17 protein-coding genes are annotated in these 15,199 nt (G+C 63.0%); 9 read left to right on the top strand and 8 right to left on the bottom strand.

Annotation, left to right across the window (positions count from 1 at the left end; translation table 11 throughout):
- The 5 genes from VFZ66_13010 to VFZ66_12990 all read left to right on the top strand — a co-directional run.
- On the top strand, nt 1-211 hold a 211-nt coding region (locus VFZ66_13010; GenBank protein ID HEX6290110.1), incomplete at its 5' end, for a LuxR C-terminal-related transcriptional regulator.
- A gap of 303 nt (nt 212-514) precedes the next feature.
- Nucleotides 515-940 carry a response regulator gene (locus tag VFZ66_13005; protein HEX6290109.1) on the top strand — a complete coding sequence of 142 codons (426 nt, stop codon included), beginning with the start codon at nt 515-517 and terminating at the stop codon, nt 938-940.
- 49 nt (nt 941-989) lie between these two features.
- Entirely contained in the window at nt 990-1,379 is a 390-nt protein-coding gene (locus tag VFZ66_13000) for a PPOX class F420-dependent oxidoreductase (protein HEX6290108.1), read from the top strand.
- Between the two features lie 342 nt (nt 1,380-1,721).
- A complete protein-coding gene (locus VFZ66_12995; protein ID HEX6290107.1) occupies nt 1,722-2,555 on the top strand; it encodes a class I SAM-dependent methyltransferase in 834 nt (277 codons plus the stop codon).
- 81 nt (nt 2,556-2,636) lie between these two features.
- A complete protein-coding gene (locus tag VFZ66_12990; GenBank protein ID HEX6290106.1) occupies nt 2,637-3,878 on the top strand; it encodes a diguanylate cyclase in 1,242 nt (413 codons plus the stop codon).
- Here VFZ66_12990 and VFZ66_12985 read toward each other — a convergent pair.
- The gene (locus VFZ66_12985; GenBank protein ID HEX6290105.1) at nt 3,875-4,276 is read right to left on the bottom strand and encodes a hypothetical protein; all 402 of its coding nucleotides are present in this window, start codon (nt 4,274-4,276) and stop codon (nt 3,875-3,877) included. The two genes, VFZ66_12990 and VFZ66_12985, sit on opposite strands and share 4 nt — an antisense overlap.
- Before the next feature lie 223 nt (nt 4,277-4,499).
- Here VFZ66_12985 and VFZ66_12980 point away from each other — a divergent pair, with 223 nt between their 5' ends.
- On the top strand, nt 4,500-4,928 hold the full coding sequence (locus VFZ66_12980; GenBank protein ID HEX6290104.1) for a peptidylprolyl isomerase: 429 nt from the start codon (nt 4,500-4,502) through the stop codon (nt 4,926-4,928).
- A gap of 56 nt (nt 4,929-4,984) precedes the next feature.
- Here the strand turns inward: VFZ66_12980 and VFZ66_12975 are convergent, their stop codons facing one another.
- From VFZ66_12975 to VFZ66_12965, 3 genes are all read right to left on the bottom strand, one after another.
- Entirely contained in the window at nt 4,985-5,383 is a 399-nt protein-coding gene (locus VFZ66_12975; GenBank protein ID HEX6290103.1) for a DUF3037 domain-containing protein, read from the bottom strand.
- On the bottom strand, nt 5,361-6,143 hold the full coding sequence (locus VFZ66_12970) for a HipA family kinase (protein HEX6290102.1): 783 nt from the start codon (nt 6,141-6,143) through the stop codon (nt 5,361-5,363). The genes VFZ66_12975 and VFZ66_12970 overlap by 23 nt, the downstream gene beginning before the upstream one ends.
- A gap of 205 nt (nt 6,144-6,348) precedes the next feature.
- The gene (locus tag VFZ66_12965) at nt 6,349-7,551 is read right to left on the bottom strand and encodes a nucleoside hydrolase (GenBank protein ID HEX6290101.1); all 1,203 of its coding nucleotides are present in this window, start codon (nt 7,549-7,551) and stop codon (nt 6,349-6,351) included.
- A gap of 281 nt (nt 7,552-7,832) precedes the next feature.
- Between VFZ66_12965 and VFZ66_12960 the strand changes: the two genes are divergently transcribed.
- The 3 genes from VFZ66_12960 (at nt 7,833) to VFZ66_12950 (ending at nt 10,879) form a co-directional block, all read left to right on the top strand.
- On the top strand, nt 7,833-9,089 hold the full coding sequence (locus VFZ66_12960) for an ATP-binding protein (GenBank protein HEX6290100.1): 1,257 nt from the start codon (nt 7,833-7,835) through the stop codon (nt 9,087-9,089).
- 68 nt (nt 9,090-9,157) lie between these two features.
- The gene (locus VFZ66_12955) at nt 9,158-9,634 is read left to right on the top strand and encodes a hypothetical protein (protein ID HEX6290099.1); all 477 of its coding nucleotides are present in this window, start codon (nt 9,158-9,160) and stop codon (nt 9,632-9,634) included.
- 180 nt (nt 9,635-9,814) lie between these two features.
- A complete protein-coding gene (locus VFZ66_12950; GenBank protein ID HEX6290098.1) occupies nt 9,815-10,879 on the top strand; it encodes a PLP-dependent cysteine synthase family protein in 1,065 nt (354 codons plus the stop codon).
- A 130-nt stretch (nt 10,880-11,009) separates the two neighbouring features.
- Here the strand turns inward: VFZ66_12950 and VFZ66_12945 are convergent, their stop codons facing one another.
- The 4 genes from VFZ66_12945 to VFZ66_12930 form a co-directional block, all read right to left on the bottom strand.
- On the bottom strand, nt 11,010-12,431 hold the full coding sequence (locus tag VFZ66_12945) for a hypothetical protein (protein HEX6290097.1): 1,422 nt from the start codon (nt 12,429-12,431) through the stop codon (nt 11,010-11,012).
- 273 nt (nt 12,432-12,704) lie between these two features.
- On the bottom strand, nt 12,705-13,148 hold the full coding sequence (locus VFZ66_12940) for an AP2 domain-containing protein (GenBank protein ID HEX6290096.1): 444 nt from the start codon (nt 13,146-13,148) through the stop codon (nt 12,705-12,707).
- A 410-nt stretch (nt 13,149-13,558) separates the two neighbouring features.
- Complete coding sequence (locus VFZ66_12935; GenBank protein HEX6290095.1) at nt 13,559-14,332, bottom strand: PIG-L family deacetylase; 774 nt, start codon at nt 14,330-14,332, stop codon at nt 13,559-13,561.
- On the bottom strand, nt 14,325-15,161 hold the full coding sequence (locus VFZ66_12930; GenBank protein ID HEX6290094.1) for an HAD-IIA family hydrolase: 837 nt from the start codon (nt 15,159-15,161) through the stop codon (nt 14,325-14,327). Before VFZ66_12930 ends, VFZ66_12935 begins: the two co-directional genes overlap by 8 nt.
- Nucleotides 15,162-15,199: the final 38 nt, after the last annotated feature.

Below are 15,199 nucleotides of genomic sequence, written 5' to 3'. Positions count from 1 at the left end.
TCCGTACGATGTGCTGACGACGCGCGAGCGGGAGGTGCTGTATCTCGCGGCGAATGGCTATAGCAACCGAGAGATTGGTGATCGCCTGTCGATTAGCTCACGAACAGCCGAGATCCACCGCGCCAACCTGATGCGCAAGCTCAACCTGCATACGCAGACCGACCTGATTCGCTATGCGATCCGGCGGGGTGTGATCCCGATGGGAGATTGACGCTGCCGCCAGCAGCGCCGAGGCCGCTCAATCCTCCGTCCCACCTGGGAGCTAAAAATACGGATGCTTTTGACCTATCTTACGTAGTCATACGCATAGCTGAGCCTTGCGCCGTCCGCTACAGTAGGACGAACGACCTGTCCATCCACATGCTTGGAATGGGGCCGACGCCGCGATTGATCGCGCCGATGCCGAAAGATAGATCATGAAAGGAGCTCCAGGGCAAACCCTTAGCTCACGAAGCAGACCAGGCTGCTCTGGCTGGCGGTTCGTTGTGCCGACTCATTCTGCCCAGGTGGTGAGATGATGGGTGATGGACTGTGTGATCTGAAGGACATCGATCGGATCACGGTGCTGCTGATTGACGATAACCCAGGGTTTCGGCGCATCGCGGAACGGCTGCTGGCCGAGCATTACGCGCGCGAGATCGCGGTGCTTGGCGCGACGAGCATCGGCCAGGATGGGCTGAGGCTGGTCGATAGCTTGCACCCGCAGATTATTCTCGTGGGCATGGGCCTGCCGGTGTCTGCCGGTCTGGCGTTCGTGCAGGCGTTGCGGGTGGGCGGGTGGCGGATGGGTATTGTTGGGCTGGGCCTGCTCGCTACCACAAGCTACGAACAGGCGGTACGATCGGCGGGTGCCGATGCGTTCGTTCCCAAAGATGATCTGAACACGCGCCTGCTTGTGACGCTGCGAGAGGTGATGCGGCTCCGCTCCGAATTGGCATGATACTTGCTGCCGGGGCTGCTATTGTTCGCGGGAGTAGAACGATATGACGATGTTTCCAGAATCACACCAGGACCTCCTCAATGCCCAGGTTGCCATGCTCACCACAATCGGGCATGATGGATATCCGCAAGTCACGGCGCTCTGGTTTTTGCTCGACGACGATGGGACGCTCAAGCTATCGCTCAACACGGCGCGCCAGAAGGTGAAAAACCTCCAGGTGCATCCTGAATGCACGCTCTTTATCCTCGACACGGCGAATCCGTATCGGACGCTGGAGGTCCGCGCACGTGCGGAGATTACCCCGGACCCGCACTATGCGTTTGCCAAGAAGCTCGGCGCGAAATACGGCGGTGCCGATCTCAGCACCAACGATCGTCCGGGCGAGACACGGGTCGTCGTGTCGCTCCGGCCCGTCAAGGTGAATACGTGGGGTAGCTGATCGACGAGCAGGCGGTGTACGCCACCGTCTGGAATAACATCGCCCTCGTTGCGGGCAACAGCGCCGCGCTGCTCTCATGGCGCCGCGCCTGCCGCGCTGGGTTCACGTACGGCCCCGCGCCGCCAGCCAGAACGCCCCCCGATCAACCTCGGTTCCATCGCCTCGAACCCTCAACGATGACATCAGCCAGCGCGCAAAACTTGCTGCTGCTCCAGCGTGCGTCATACCTGATACACTACGACAGGTGCAGGCACAGATCGCTGGGCGCAGAGCGCAGCGAACGGTGAGCCGAATCCTATGCTTGCTCGCGTGTTCTTTTGTTCTTTGTTCTTCGGAGGCTCCATGAGCAACGATCACTCCCTTGAGGCGCTCATTCGCGAGACACAGCAGATCTGGGATCAGAAGGCGGGCTTTTGGGATGAGCAGATGGGCGAGGGCAACGCCTTTCACACACTGCTGGTCGCGCCCGCCGCCGAGCGGCTGCTGAGTGTTCGTCCGGGCGAGGCCGTGCTTGACGTGGCGTGCGGCAACGGTATCTTCGCGCGGCGGCTGGCCGAGCTTGGCGCTCAGGTCGTGGCGACCGATTTTAGCGCGCAGTTTTTGGAGCGAGCCAGGGCCAGGGCCGGGGAGCACGCCGCGCGGATCGCGTACCGGCTGATCGACGCGACCGACGAGGCGCAGCTGCTGGCGCTTGGCGAGCGGCGTTTCGACGCGGCGGTCTGCAACATGGCGCTGATGGACATGCCGACGATCCAGCCGCTCCTGTCGGCGCTGACGCGGCTGCTGAGGCCGGACGGTCGCTTCGTCTTCTCGGTGGCGCATCCGTGCTTCAACTCCAACGCCATGCGGATGGTCGCCGAGATGGAAGATCGCGGCGGGGTGCTGGAGACGACCTACGCGCTCACGATCACCGACTACCTGCGTGTGCCGCCGCAAAAAGGCGCGGGCATGAAAGGCGAGCCTGCCGCCCACTACTACTTCCACCGCCCGCTGAGCGTTCTGCTCGGCGCGTGCTTCGAGGCTGGCTTTGTGCTGGACGCTCTGGAAGAGCCCGCCTTTCCGGCACAGGAGAGCGCCAGGCCGATCCTCTCATGGTCCAGCTACGGGCATATACCACCGGTGCTGGTCGCGCGGCTGCGGCTGCCGTATCAGCCGGGATCGGCGGGCGGCCCGTAGCGGAGCGTGCGGGCGGCGCTCGACTTTCGCGATTCGCTGGATTCTGGTAGGCTTACGAGTAGCTGTAGTTTGAGCAGGACGATGCAGAAACCAGAGCGAAGCCATAGTCGAGCACAGCGCTGGCGTGATTGGCTGCAACAGATGCCGATCGCCGATCCCAGCGAGCGCCAGCGCGCGGTGCTGCTTGAGATGCTGCTGATCGGCACGCTGATCACGATCGCCGTCGCGATCGTCTCCAATCTTCTGATGTTCGGCGCGGACATGCTGACGCCGTACAGCCTGCTGCCCAACGTCGTCGTCGTGCTCTTCAACGCGAGCGCGCTGGTCGTGCTGCGGCGCGGCTACTTCCGCTGGTCGGTCGCGATCGTCACCGGCTCGGTGCTGCTTGGCCTGGCCTACAGCCTGTTGACCACCGGCTTTCACGCCAATGAAGACGCCCTGATCGTCTTCGTGATCCCGATCACGCTCGCGGGGCTGCTGCTCACGCGCCGCAGCCTGATGCTCACGACCGGCCTGAGCATGGCGATCGTGCTCGGTATCGACGTGTGGGAGCATGTCGAAGCTGCCTGGCTGGGCCGTACGCTTGCGTCGACGACCGTGATCGACGTGGTTGTGCTGCGCTTCGTGCTGGTGATGGGGCTGCTCGCGTTTTTGCTTGAGCGGTTTGGCCGGATGCGGGCCGAGGCGCTGGCGCTCCAGGTTGCGGAGCGAACCCGGCAGCTTGAGCAGGCCAATCATCAACTGCTGCGGCTCTCGTACCTCGATCAGCTCACCGGCATCGCCAACCGCCGCCAGTTCGATACAACCCTGGAGTGGGAGTGGCGGCGCGCCGATCGCACGGCATCGCCGCTCTCGCTGATCCTGATCGACATCGATTTTTTCAAGCGCTTCAACGATGCCTACGGCCATCAGCGCGGCGATCGGTGCTTGCAGGACGTGGCGCAGACGCTTCGCCACACCGTTCAGCGCACCAGCGATGTTGTAGCGCGCTACGGCGGCGAGGAGTTTGCCGTGATCTTGCCCGGCAGCGATGTTGCCAGCGCCGTCGCCCTGGCCGAAAAGCTTCGCGAGAGCGTCAGGGCGCGGGCGATACCCCACGCGCACTCTTCGATTGCCCCGGTGGTGACGATCAGCCTGGGCATTGCGACGATCACCCCGACCGCCCAGGACACATCGGGCGACCTGATCGCCTTAGCCGACCAGGCGCTCTACGATGCCAAGCACGCCGGTCGCGATCGGTATGCCCTGGCGCTGCCGAAAGGTCTGCCCGCGCTGGAGCCGGTGGCGGAGCGCTACGCGCGCATCACCGACGATGATCCCTAGAAGACCATCACGCCCAGCAGGCCAAAGAGCGCGCTGAGGCCCAGAATTGCCAGATCGGCCCGTCGAAGCTGCGCGGCCTGCGCTTCGGTGATTGCCGCTTGCAGCCGCCTGCGGTGCTGCGGCCAGCGCAGCAGATTGACCACGCCCAGCAGCGCGATCGGCGTCAGAAAGCCGGTGACGAGCCAGCTCCAGGCGACATAATGCGCGATCGTTGCATACCAGGCCAAGCCTGCGAGAACCAGGATGAGCGCGGGCGGGATCAGGACCGATAGTGGAATGCGCGTCGAGGCGTACTGCTGGCGTCGTCGGCGATAGAATGTCTGGGGGATCAGCAGGGCCGTGCCCGCCTTGCCAAGGCAAAGCAGCGCGATCAGCAGGCTCAAGACTTTAAACCACATAAGCACCTCATTATTCGGGCATCATAAATGGAAATTTAGGTTGTCCTAAATATAATCTCTGCGAGAACACGAGGCATGAGGCTTTGGTTGTATGTCGGCGAGATACGGTCAGGCGGCTGCGGCTCGGCGCACATGCCGAGAAGTGGCACCTATCTTGCTGCGCCTGGTTATCTACGTTGAACGATGCGCGTTTCTTCAGAGGGGAACTGCGAAGGAGGCACGTATGGCGAATGCACAGCAGGGCGATACGGTGAAGGTCCACTACACCGGCAGGCTTGAGGATAACACGGTTTTCGATACGTCGCACGGTCGCGAGCCCCTTGAATTCACGATCGGTGCCGGGCAGCTGATCCCCGGCTTTGAGCAGGCCGTGGTCGGCATGCAATCGGGCGATACCAAAACGGTGCAGATCCCCGCCGCGCAAGGCTACGGCGCGCATCATCCGGAGCTGGTGGCGACAGTCGATCGCAGCCAGCTACCCCAGGAGCTGGCGCTGGAGGTCGGGCAGCAGTATCAATTTCAGCAGCCGGACGGCCAGGCGGTGGTCGTCACCGCGACCGACGTATCGCCGTCGCAGGTTACGTTCGATGCGAATCACCCGCTGGCGGGGAAGGATCTGACCTTCGAGATCGAGCTGGTCGACATCGGGTAGCACCCTGCCAGCCTGAGATAGCCCAAGAATCGCCGGCCTGTGCTGGCGATTCTCGCTTAATCGCCGCTGATGGGACGGACCATCGTCGCGAACAGATGCTCCAGCGCCGCCTCTGGATTGTCGCAGAGGCCGCAGTGAACCGGCGAGGGCTGTACGATCGTGCTGCGCGGCGCTGCCAGCCAGCGAAAGCGCTCCTGCGGCGGCAGCAGCCCGATCGGACCCGCGACAGCGCCGCCCTGACAGACCAGCGGAATATGGTCGAGCTGCTCGCGGATCGGCGCGATGTCGAGGCCGGGCGCGAACGCCGCAAGACGAGCCGGATCGATTTCGATCCGCGCCTCAAGGAAGCGACGGGTGCGGCAAAAGAGCACAACGCCCACGTTGATGCACTCGCCGCGCTCGATCCGGGGCACTACGCGGATGATCGCGTACTCAAAGATGTTTCGCGCGGGCATCGATCGCCTCCTCCACAAACATGCGCGGCGACTCCAGGCGGCTCAGCAGATAGGTGATGTAGGCGTCGCGCTGCGCTGCCCGATCGACGAAGCCTGGCTCATCCTCCAGCCACACATCGGGGATGGCGGCGACCACCTGCTCGATCAACGCTGACGTAATGCGCGAGGCCAGCGCCTCATCGGCGTCGCGCAGCGTATCGGCGATCGGCAGCAGCACATGATCCTTGATCTGCGCAAAGCCGCTCCGGGCGCGCGTCTGGTAGTCGCGCCAGGTATGGTGGAAGTAGAGCGCCGCGCCATGATCGATCAGCCAGAGTCGGCGGTGCCACCACAGCAGATTCGGGTTGCGCGGCGTCCGATCGACGTTGGTGATGTAGGCGTCGAACCAGACGATCGTCGAGGCCAGCGTCGGCTCGATCGTGGGCAGCGTGACGCTATCGAAGCCGAGCGAGCCCGGCAGGAAGTCGAGCGCAAGGTTCAGCCCCGCGCTGGCATTGATCAGCTCTTGGATCTCGCCGTCGGGCTCGTTCCGCCCCAGCGCCGGATCAAGCTCGACAAAGACAATCTCCGGAATCGGCAGCCCAAGCGCCCGCCCGATCTCGCCACAGATCAGCTCGGCGATCAGCACTTTTGGCCCCTGCCCCGCGCCACGAAATTTGAGCACGTACAGGCCGTCGTCGTCGGCCTCGACAATCGCCGGTAGCGAGCCGCCCTCGCGGAGCGGCGTGACGTAGCGGGTGGCTGTCACCGTCCTCAGCATGGTTTCTCCATTCCTATGCGCCGGGAGGCCGGGGGTTTGGGGTGGCCCCCCAAACCCTTCCCCTTGCTGATGTAGAATCGCATACACGCTTTCCCGAAAAGGGTGTTGGATGCTGCTCTATGTCATCCTCTATGATACCGTAGAGTGGAAAGGCCCGCAGCGCAGGCCGCGCTCCATAGCTTCCTGGCAGCACGATCGACCCTGATCAAGAAGCTGTGAGCGCCTGTAAAAACCGATCGCGCACGGCAGCGGCATCGACCTTCGACACCCACTGCACATTAGCGGGCTCGCGCGCCACGATCGCCAGAAACGCCGCGAAGAGATCGAACGACGGATCGCTAAACGCACGATCGACCAGCGCGCTCAGCTCGGCGTCCGAGGCGATCAGCGTGAGATGCTCAATGAATGTCAGCGCGACGATCGTCTGGCCGTGCGTCAGGCTCCGATCGGCGACGATCTTGACGAGCGCGTCCTGGGTCGTCTGCGCCAGGGAGGAGTCAAAGGCCAGCATCATTGCGATCACATCCGGCAGGTTGGCGAGGGCTTGGCCCGTCAGCCGCTCGAACGCGCCCAGCAGACCGCGCAAAGGCTGCACCAGGAACCGGCCACCGGCATTGCCGCTCTCAAGCCGCTGTACATCTTCGGGCGTGACGACGAAGCCGGTGAACGTATCGAGCGGCACCATCGTCACGGGAATGCCCGAACCAAGCACGATCTCGGCGGCTTCAGGATCTTGCCACGCATTGAACTCGCTGACCGGCGTGTGATTCCCGCCACACTTCGCGCCGCCCAGCCACACGATCCGCCCGATCCCGTCGGCGGTGTCGGGGAAGCGCCGCACCGCCTCCGCCAGATTGGTCAGCGGGCCGAGCGCGACGACAGTGAAGCCTGGGCGCGACTCAGCCATGCTGCGGTAGAACAGCGGCGTGTTGTTAGGAAGCTGCTGGATCGGGTAGCGCCGCTGGGAGAACCACAGCCCGTCGGGGCCGTGGATCAGCTTGGGGATATGGCTCAGCTTGCCGCTGAGCGGCTTCTCCGCGCCCATCACCACGGGAATAGGCCGACCGGGCGCGACCACATCCAGCACGGTCAGCACGTTCTGCGTCGCGTTTTCCAGCGAGGTGTTACCGGCGACGGTACAAATTCCCAGGAGATCGAACTGGTACATCTGCTGGCTCAGCAGCCAGACGAGCGCTGATGCATCGTCAACGCCTGGGTCGCTGTCGATCACAACGGCGATCGGTTCATTCGCGGGGCGGGTCTGGGCCGAGCGCGATGTTGGCTCGTTCGGGTGGGCATAGGCTATCGGACTATCCAAAAGGTTGTGATCGAGGCGAAGGGCTGCCATGGCAGCCAGTAAGCCCATCCCTGTCCGCGTCAGAAACGTCCGCCGATCTTGATTCATCATGTAGCTCCTTAAATTAGGTATGGTTCCACAGTCGCTCACCACGGCACCCGAATGGGGATCGACGGTGATCAGCCGATCCAGCACCCTGGCAGCCGGGTTCCACAGTCGTGCGCGATCCGCGCACTATGGGGGCAGTTAGCTAAGGCAACGGTGGTCTTATCATAATAGGACTAATTGGTGCCTGAGGTGATGGTATTATATGGTCGAACCAGCACCCCCTATAGCCTATCCTCGTATGTCCTGGATGTTCTTACATCGGGAGGAGCATAGTGTTCTCTCACGTGCTACGGCGTCGAATCGCAGATAGCTGGCGTCCGCAAGAGCCGATCGTACTTCTGACGTTGATCTTTGCCGTGATACTCGTGGGCGTGGGAACGCTTGGGCTGTTCAACCTCGATCCGAGCGGCACGCCGCCGACGATTATCATCGTCGTCGATTTTATCGTCGGGGCGCTGCTCTTCTGGCTGGGGCGCTGGATGATCCGCAATCCCTTCGCCAAAGCGCCGCGCGTCATTGTGGTGACGCTGATTGCGATTGGCAGCTTTGTCGGGCTATCGGTTTCGACGGTTCCAACTGCGCGCTCGGCAGGTCTGATCCTGCCGATCCTGTTCGCCGTCGTCGCCACGGGACGCATCCTGCCGATTTTATTCTATCCGGTCATCGTTGGGCTGATCCTGCTCCTGAATCTGCCGATGAAGGAGCAATTTTCCGGCTTCGAGTTCGGCTTTGCCCTGCTGCTCTTTCTGGTGATGTGGAGCATCAGAGAGCACGCCGCGTGGCAGGGCGCGCAGCGGGCGGAGGCGGCGGCCAAGCTTCAGCAGGAGCAGGTGCTGACGACGTTTATGCGCTTTATCGCGCACGAGCTGCGGGGCGCGGCGAGCGTGCTCTCGGTGCTCGCTCCGACCTTACACGCGCGGCTTACCGCGCCGCCTGACCAGTGGGCTAGCATCGACGGCGCAGCGGCCTACACCGCGTATGCGGATACCACCAAGCGGATCAACGATCTGCTTCAACGCCTGTTGATTATTACGCGCGCAGGAGTATTATCATCAGAACAGATCCGCCGCGTCGCGCTCGCGCCGCTGCTCAAGGAAGCGATCAATGAGCTCATGGCGCTGGATCTGCCGATCGAGATCAAGCTGGACGTGCCGCCCGATCTCGAAGTTCAGGCTGATCCGGCCTATCTATGGATGGCCTGTACCACCGCGCTGCGCAACGCGGCTGAGGCGATGCAGGTCACGGGGCGTCCCACCGTTACCATCCGAGCAAGTCAAACCGAGCAGCAGTGTACAATCCGTGTCGAAGATTCGGGGCCGGGCTTTTCGCCGCGTCTCCTGGCGCAGCTCCAGGCGATGGGCACGACCAGCGCGCTGCCGATCGGCACCTTTACCACTAAAATCGGCGGCACCGGCCTTGGCTTGCCGCTGATGGATCGGGTGGCGCGGCTGCATAACGGTACGTTTAGCTGTGGGAATCTCGCTGGCGGCGGCGCCTGGGTTCAGATTATGTTGCCAAACCCGGAGCGCGCTCAGGCCTGAAGCGACAGCTTGATCTGTCCGGTGTCGCAGCACATCTCGTTGACAACTTGTAGCAGAATCGAGGGCGTATGGTACCAATAGTCACTGCATCTACGACACGAACGCCAGTGATCATCGTCGAAGACAACATCGGGATCGCGTTTTTGCTGGCGGAGCAGCTACGCACCGAGGCAGAGCACCTGCAAACGTTCGAAATGTATGGTCAGCACCAGATCGTGGCCAGCGGCTACCGCCTGCTGCGCACGCTGGATTCTCTGCCGGATGAGACGGTTCGGCTGATCGTGATGGACTATTCGCTCTCCGATGGCGACTGTATGCCGGTGTTGGCGCGGCTGCGCGATGATGCCGGCCAGAACGCGCATCCCGCGCTGCATCGTGAGGCAAAGATCATTGGCTGGAGCGGCAACGAGCAGTCGGTGACAACCTTCCGCGCCGCAGGTGCCGATGGCTTTATCTCCAAACATCGCGATCCGAAAGAGCTGATCCAAGACATCCTGCGGCTGCTTCAAGAGCTGAGCCATGCCAATTGGGCTGAGCTACGCTAGTCCACACACCTTCCTGCGATTAAAGGAACAAGGGAACAAGGGAGTTAAGCCTTGTTCCTTTGTTCTTTGTTTTCCTTCCTCCATGCTAGAATAGCGCAGTTTATCGAGACACCGGAGGGCTGTGCTGCCAGCGGTAGCCAGGCGGCGCCTCCGAGATCTGAACAACGAAGGACTGTGCGAATGTCAAGCTCTTGGGTGCGCGCCGCGATTGCCAGGATTCATGCCGATTTTAATCGCTCGGCTGACACGCATCTGATCCATGTGCCGCTACCGGCAACGCCGCAGATCCATCTCTACATGAAAGACGAGTCGACGCATGTCACCGGCAGCCTGAAGCATCGTCTGGCGCGATCCCTGTTCTTGTATGCGCTGTGCAACGGCTGGATCACCGAGCAGACCCCGATCATCGAGGCGTCGTCGGGCAGCACCGCGATCTCCGAGGCCTACTTTGCGCGTCTGCTCGGCCTGCGGTTTATCGCGGTGATGGCAAAGACCACCTCGCCCGCCAAGATCAGGCGGCTGACGCAGTACGGCGGCGAGTATGTGCAGGTGGATGATCCCAGCCAGGACTGTCAGACGGCGAAGCAACTGGCCGAGGAGATCGGCGGCCATTTCATGGACCAGTTTACCTACGCTGAGCGCGCGACCGACTGGCGCGGCAATAATAATATCGCCGAGTCGATCTTCACACAGCTCGCGCAGGAGCCGCACCCGATCCCGCGCTGGTTTGTCTGCGGCGCGGGCACGGGCGGTACCTCGGCCACGGTATCACGCTATATCCGCTATCGGGGCTTCGACACGCAGGTCTGTGTCGTCGACCCGGAGCATTCGGTGTTTTACAGCTACTACCACCAGCGCGATCCGAGCATTACGGTATCCGGCAGCTCAGGCGTAGAAGGCATCGGGCGTCCGCAGGTCGAGCCCTCGTTTCTGCCCGATTGTATCGACCGGATGCTTCAGGTGCCGAATGCAGCCTCATATGCGGCGCTCCACTTTCTCTCCGAGATCAGCAGCAGGCAGTACGGCGGCTCGACGGGCACCGCGCTCTATGGCGCGCTCAGGCTGATCGCCGAGATGGCGGAGCGCGACGAGCACGGCTCGGTGGTGCTGCCGATCGGCGATGCGGGTGTGCGCTATCTCGACACGTACTACAACCACGAGTGGCTTCAGGAGCAGCGCTACGATCTCGCGCCGTATCTGCACCAGCTTCGTACGTTCTATACAACCGGCGTCTGGGAATCATAGAGATAAGGGAACAAGCGAACACGCGGTTTAAGCCTTTGTTCTTTTGATCGTTTGTTCCCCTGCTCTGCGCCGCCTGTTCTGTGTTCCCTGTTCGGTTCTCGGTTCTTGGTTCTTGGTTTCGTTCTCCGCCCTAGTTCGGCGTGAGCGTACCGATCAGGTCGCGCGACGCGGGCTGTGAGTACGTCTTCCACCAGAGTGTGGCTGCGTGCCTATTGCTGCTGTCGTGTCGCTGCGTCCATTTGAAGCTGCCGCCGCAGCTCGCGCCGTCGATGATCGTCAGCTCGCTGGCCGCGACGACATGGTCGTCGCCGTCGAAGTAGCCGGGATGCTTGCACACGCCCGTGACGGCGACGCCGCTGTCGATCTCGCCCGTGCCGCACGAGCCGCCGATCGCATAGACCGGGCTTGAGGTGTTGTAGCTCAGCGTGTCGGTTGTCACCGAGCCCTGGGCGGCAGTGCGCGGCGCGCTATCGAAGATCCAGTTGAGCAGGCGCGTCTTGGCGGCGCTGACCGCTGCCGCATGGTTGCTATCGCTGGTGCTGGTGATCGCGCTGTGGCAGAACGAGCCGTACTTCACGCCGTGTGCCGGTCGCCAGGTCTGGCCGGGAGCGGGCGTCATCTGGATGCCGGTGGCGGCGGTACTACCCTGGGCATCGTACGGCAGCGGGCCGTCGCTGTAGCCGGTCCAGAGCGAGGGCGAGCAGCTTGCATAGGAGATCAGCATCAGCGCGCGCTTATTCTTAGCGACCCAGTCCGCCGCCGGAAAGCCGCCGATATAGCCCGCGTACTCGCACCAGCCATTGCCCAGCGCCGTGCTCGATCCGAAGCCCAGGATCGGATCGCCGTTCTTGCAGGTGGTGACGAAGCTGGCCGAGCCCACGACGTTGTACTTGCTGCTGTTGAGCGCGTCGAGCATGCCCTGCACCGAAACCACGCCCGCGATTTTGTGCTGCACGCCCCAGTTCATCGTGCCCACGCCGTCCGGCCCGACGTTGGCCGCGACCTCCATCGCGACGCGCCCGCCGGTGCTGTGGCCCACCAGGATCACATTCTTGGCATCGCCGGGAAACTTGCTCTCGATCTCGCGCGCCAGCCGATAGCGCCACTCGTACGCGGTGGTACACGGCTGTCCCTGCTTGGTCGTTGTGCAGCCGGGATCGCCGACCTCCCAGTCGTCCATGTAGAGCGGGCCGAGCGAGTCGGACGGGTGGTAGGGCGATGGCGTGGCGGTGTAAAGGTTGGCCCGCGCCGACCGGTAGGCGATCGTCACGCCGGGATGGGCGCTCTGGTAGGTTTGAATGCGGCTGCCGATCTCGGCATTGACCGCCGCCTCAAGCTCATCCAGCGAATACTGGGCGTTCTGCCGATCCGACGTGCCGCCTTTCACGCCATGCACGTACAGCAGATTCAACTGGATGGTCTGGGTGGCCGCTTTTGAGGCAGCGTTCGACATCAGCACGAGCGTAAGGCTGCACAGGCAGCAGAGCAGGTTGCGCAGCATGGTGCTGCGCGGCAGCGTGATCTTGAGCATCCTCGCTTCGATGGCATCCACGGCCAAACTCCTTCTGCGATCGATCGGCTCCCGCGCCAGCAGCGCGTTCGCCAGGCTTGAGGTTGACGAGCCTGGGAGGTGGGCCATGATACCAGCATACGCAGCCGATCGACGCAGCACAAGTAGGCCGATAGTCCTGTGATCGGGCTGGCGCTCTCAGGGGTTCCAGATCTATGGGGCGGATCGGGGTTGGGGCAGGTATGCTGCGAGGGTGCAGCGAGCTGTGATCACGCAAGGTACGAAGCAGTATCGTCCCTTGCCGGGGTAGCAAGCCTATTCTTCGCGTGCGGGTGTGCGGAGTCTGGCGCGCTCGCCTTGCTGCCGCGCCTTACGAGCGAGCGCCAATGCTCGCTTCTCGCCATGCCGGGCGATCGAAAACTTGGTGCGGCGCTGCTTCCCGACCGTGGTCGTCCAGGTAGCCTCGTAGTAGTCGGTGTGGCCTTCGCGCCGCCGCCGCACGCCGGGGATGCCGGTGGATGAGTACACGGTGCCGAGAACCTGGCGCTCGGTGCGTGGCTTGCCAAGCTCTTTTTCCGTCGCGTCGCGCCAGTCGAGAGCGGCACCCAGCGCAGCCAGACGGTCGCCGTACACGCGGTCGGAGAAGAATTTCGACCGGCGCTCACCTTTCCACTGGATGCGCACAAAATAGCCGTGCGTGTTCTTCTTAGGATGGTCGATTCGGGTTAGGTTCTTGTGCCTGACGGTTCGCGTTTTCATTTTGCTTAGTATCATGCATAAACTTTAGTGATGCTAAGCATTATACACTACTCATGACCACTAATGTGCAAGATCCCTCGATTTCCACGGTCGGCGCTGCGAACTTGGCTGATTCTGCGATACTGAGGCGACCGCTCGTACCTCAGAGCGTGCTGTGTGGAGGCTGGAAGTACAGGGTGGCTATACGGATCTCGCTCTACGCGCTGAATACACAAGGCGATCGATCCACAAGCAGATCGGTCGCCTTGCGCTATGCAGAATCAAAGCACCTTTTCGGGGATCTGCGTTCTGCGTTGCGGCCCTCACCCCCGGCGCTGTCGCGTCTTCCCCTTCCCCACCTTCGCGGGTCCCGTTCCCGCTCGGCCTGCGGCATAGGAGAAGGGGAGCAGCCAGGTCTTGGTTCTTCGTCGCTAGACCTCCGGCTCGGCGCTGGCGGGCTGCGTTTCCTCCGGCGCGCGCAGCCGGACGTAGGCGAAGCTCTCGGCAAACTCACAGTCGATGCCGCGCTCACGCGCCTCCTGGGCTGCGTGCATCGCCCACTCGCGCACCATCGGCTCCGGATTCCAGTCGCCCATCTGGCTGGCATGCGCCCGCAGCGAATCGATCTTGCGCTCGATGTCGGCCTGGGTCAGCGGCACCCACACGGTTGGCGTCACCGGCACCGACAGATAGACCTCGCTAACATCGTGCGGCTCCAGTCCTTCCTCAAGCAGCTCCAGCGCCGACAGCCGCGTATTGGCCGTGGGCATGATCGCCGCCAGCGTCGCATCGGCGACGGCGCGGTGATCGGGGTGGTTGATGTAGGTCGGGCTATAGCGGAAGAGCGGGTCCTGGGTGATGATCACATCGGGACGCACGCGGCGAATGACCCGCGCGATCTCAAGGCGCAGCTCCAGCGTCGGCTCGACCCGACCGTCGACGTAGCCAAGAAAGGTTACATCGTTCGAGCCAAGCACCCTGGCGGCGTTGCGCTGCTCCTCGCGGCGAATCTGGGCAAGCTGCTCCTGGGTCTGGTTCGGATCGCGGCTGCCGCCCGTGCCATCGGTGATCAGCAGGTAGTGAATGCTCGCGCCGTTCGCCGCCCAGTGCGCGAGCGTGCCGCCTGCCATAAATTCGCCGTCGTCGGGGTGCGGCGCGACGATCAGCACGCGCTTGGGATGGGGATTAGGGACAAGTTCAGGCATAATCGCTCCTTGTTGAGTACCCTGGATCGTCGACGGCAACGCGCCAGATACGCAGCAGCTCCGGCAGATCGGCGACGATCGCGTCGGGCACGACCAGGCCATCCTCGGCCTCGGCAGCGGTCGAGATGCCAGTCAGGACCATCGCCGTACGCAGCCCGGCGGTTGCGCCGCCGACAATATCCGTATCGTAGCGGTCGCCGATCACGAGCGTCGTGGGCGCCTGGGCTTCCAGCAGCTTCAGCGCGGCAATGAACATTCCCGGCTCCGGCTTTCCGATAATCATTGGTTTTTGATCGGTGGCCGCCTCCAGCGCCGCCAGGAGCGCGCCGCAGCCCGGCACGATTCCATCCTCGGCGGGAAACGTCTTGTCGGGATTGGTGCCGACGAACGTCGCTCCCGCGCGGATCGCCAGGCACGCGGCGCGCAGCTTGGCGTACGTGACCTCGAAGTCCGCGCCGACGACGACGAACGACGGCGCTTGTTCTTCGAGCACGAAGTAGCCGTCGCCGAAGAGCGGCTGGATCAGGCCGTCCATGCCGACGGCATAGATCGGCGTGCCAGGCGGCGCGACCGACCGCAGATAGACGTTGGTCGCAATCGCCGAGGTGATGATCCGCTCCGGCGCGATCTTCAGGCCCATCGCCTGGACGTTGGCCGCGAACTGCTCCGGCGTGCGGCTGGCGTTGTTGGTGATGCAGGCATAGGGCAGCCGCCGCGCTTCCAGAAACGCCAGCAGCTCGTTGACGCCCGGCAGCGCTTGCGCGCCTCGGTACAGAACGCCGTCCATATCGAACAGGACCGCGCGGATTGCGCGTAGATCGAGTGGCATGCTGACTCTCCAAGCCCTCACACGCGCCCAGCGCGTAC

This window comes from Herpetosiphonaceae bacterium (genome assembly GCA_036374795.1).
Classification (GTDB): Bacteria; Chloroflexota; Chloroflexia; order Chloroflexales; family Kallotenuaceae; genus LB3-1.
Note: the sequence above shows the minus strand (reverse complement) of the source record. Positions and strands in the feature narration are given on the sequence as shown.

Bases quoted from the DNA above. Each gene is read 5' to 3' on its own strand.
- VFZ66_12975 (HEX6290103.1), bottom strand. From the start codon at position 5,383: ATGCCCGCGCGAAACATCTTTGAGTACGCGATCATCCGCGTAGTGCCC.
- VFZ66_12965 (HEX6290101.1), bottom strand. From the start codon at position 7,551: ATGATGAATCAAGATCGGCGGACGTTTCTGACGCGGACAGGGATGGGC.
- VFZ66_12955 (HEX6290099.1), top strand. From the start codon at position 9,158: ATGGTACCAATAGTCACTGCATCTACGACACGAACGCCAGTGATCATC.
- VFZ66_12970 (HEX6290102.1), bottom strand. From the start codon at position 6,143: ATGCTGAGGACGGTGACAGCCACCCGCTACGTCACGCCGCTCCGCGAG.
- VFZ66_12995 (HEX6290107.1), top strand. From the start codon at position 1,722: ATGAGCAACGATCACTCCCTTGAGGCGCTCATTCGCGAGACACAGCAG.
- VFZ66_12985 (HEX6290105.1), bottom strand. From the start codon at position 4,276: ATGTGGTTTAAAGTCTTGAGCCTGCTGATCGCGCTGCTTTGCCTTGGC.
- VFZ66_12980 (HEX6290104.1), top strand. From the start codon at position 4,500: ATGGCGAATGCACAGCAGGGCGATACGGTGAAGGTCCACTACACCGGC.
- VFZ66_12935 (HEX6290095.1), bottom strand. From the start codon at position 14,332: ATGCCTGAACTTGTCCCTAATCCCCATCCCAAGCGCGTGCTGATCGTC.
- VFZ66_12940 (HEX6290096.1), bottom strand. From the start codon at position 13,148: ATGAAAACGCGAACCGTCAGGCACAAGAACCTAACCCGAATCGACCAT.
- VFZ66_13000 (HEX6290108.1), top strand. From the start codon at position 990: ATGTTTCCAGAATCACACCAGGACCTCCTCAATGCCCAGGTTGCCATG.
- VFZ66_13005 (HEX6290109.1), top strand. From the start codon at position 515: ATGATGGGTGATGGACTGTGTGATCTGAAGGACATCGATCGGATCACG.
- VFZ66_12930 (HEX6290094.1), bottom strand. From the start codon at position 15,161: ATGCCACTCGATCTACGCGCAATCCGCGCGGTCCTGTTCGATATGGAC.
- VFZ66_12950 (HEX6290098.1), top strand. From the start codon at position 9,815: ATGTCAAGCTCTTGGGTGCGCGCCGCGATTGCCAGGATTCATGCCGAT.
- VFZ66_12990 (HEX6290106.1), top strand. From the start codon at position 2,637: ATGCAGAAACCAGAGCGAAGCCATAGTCGAGCACAGCGCTGGCGTGAT.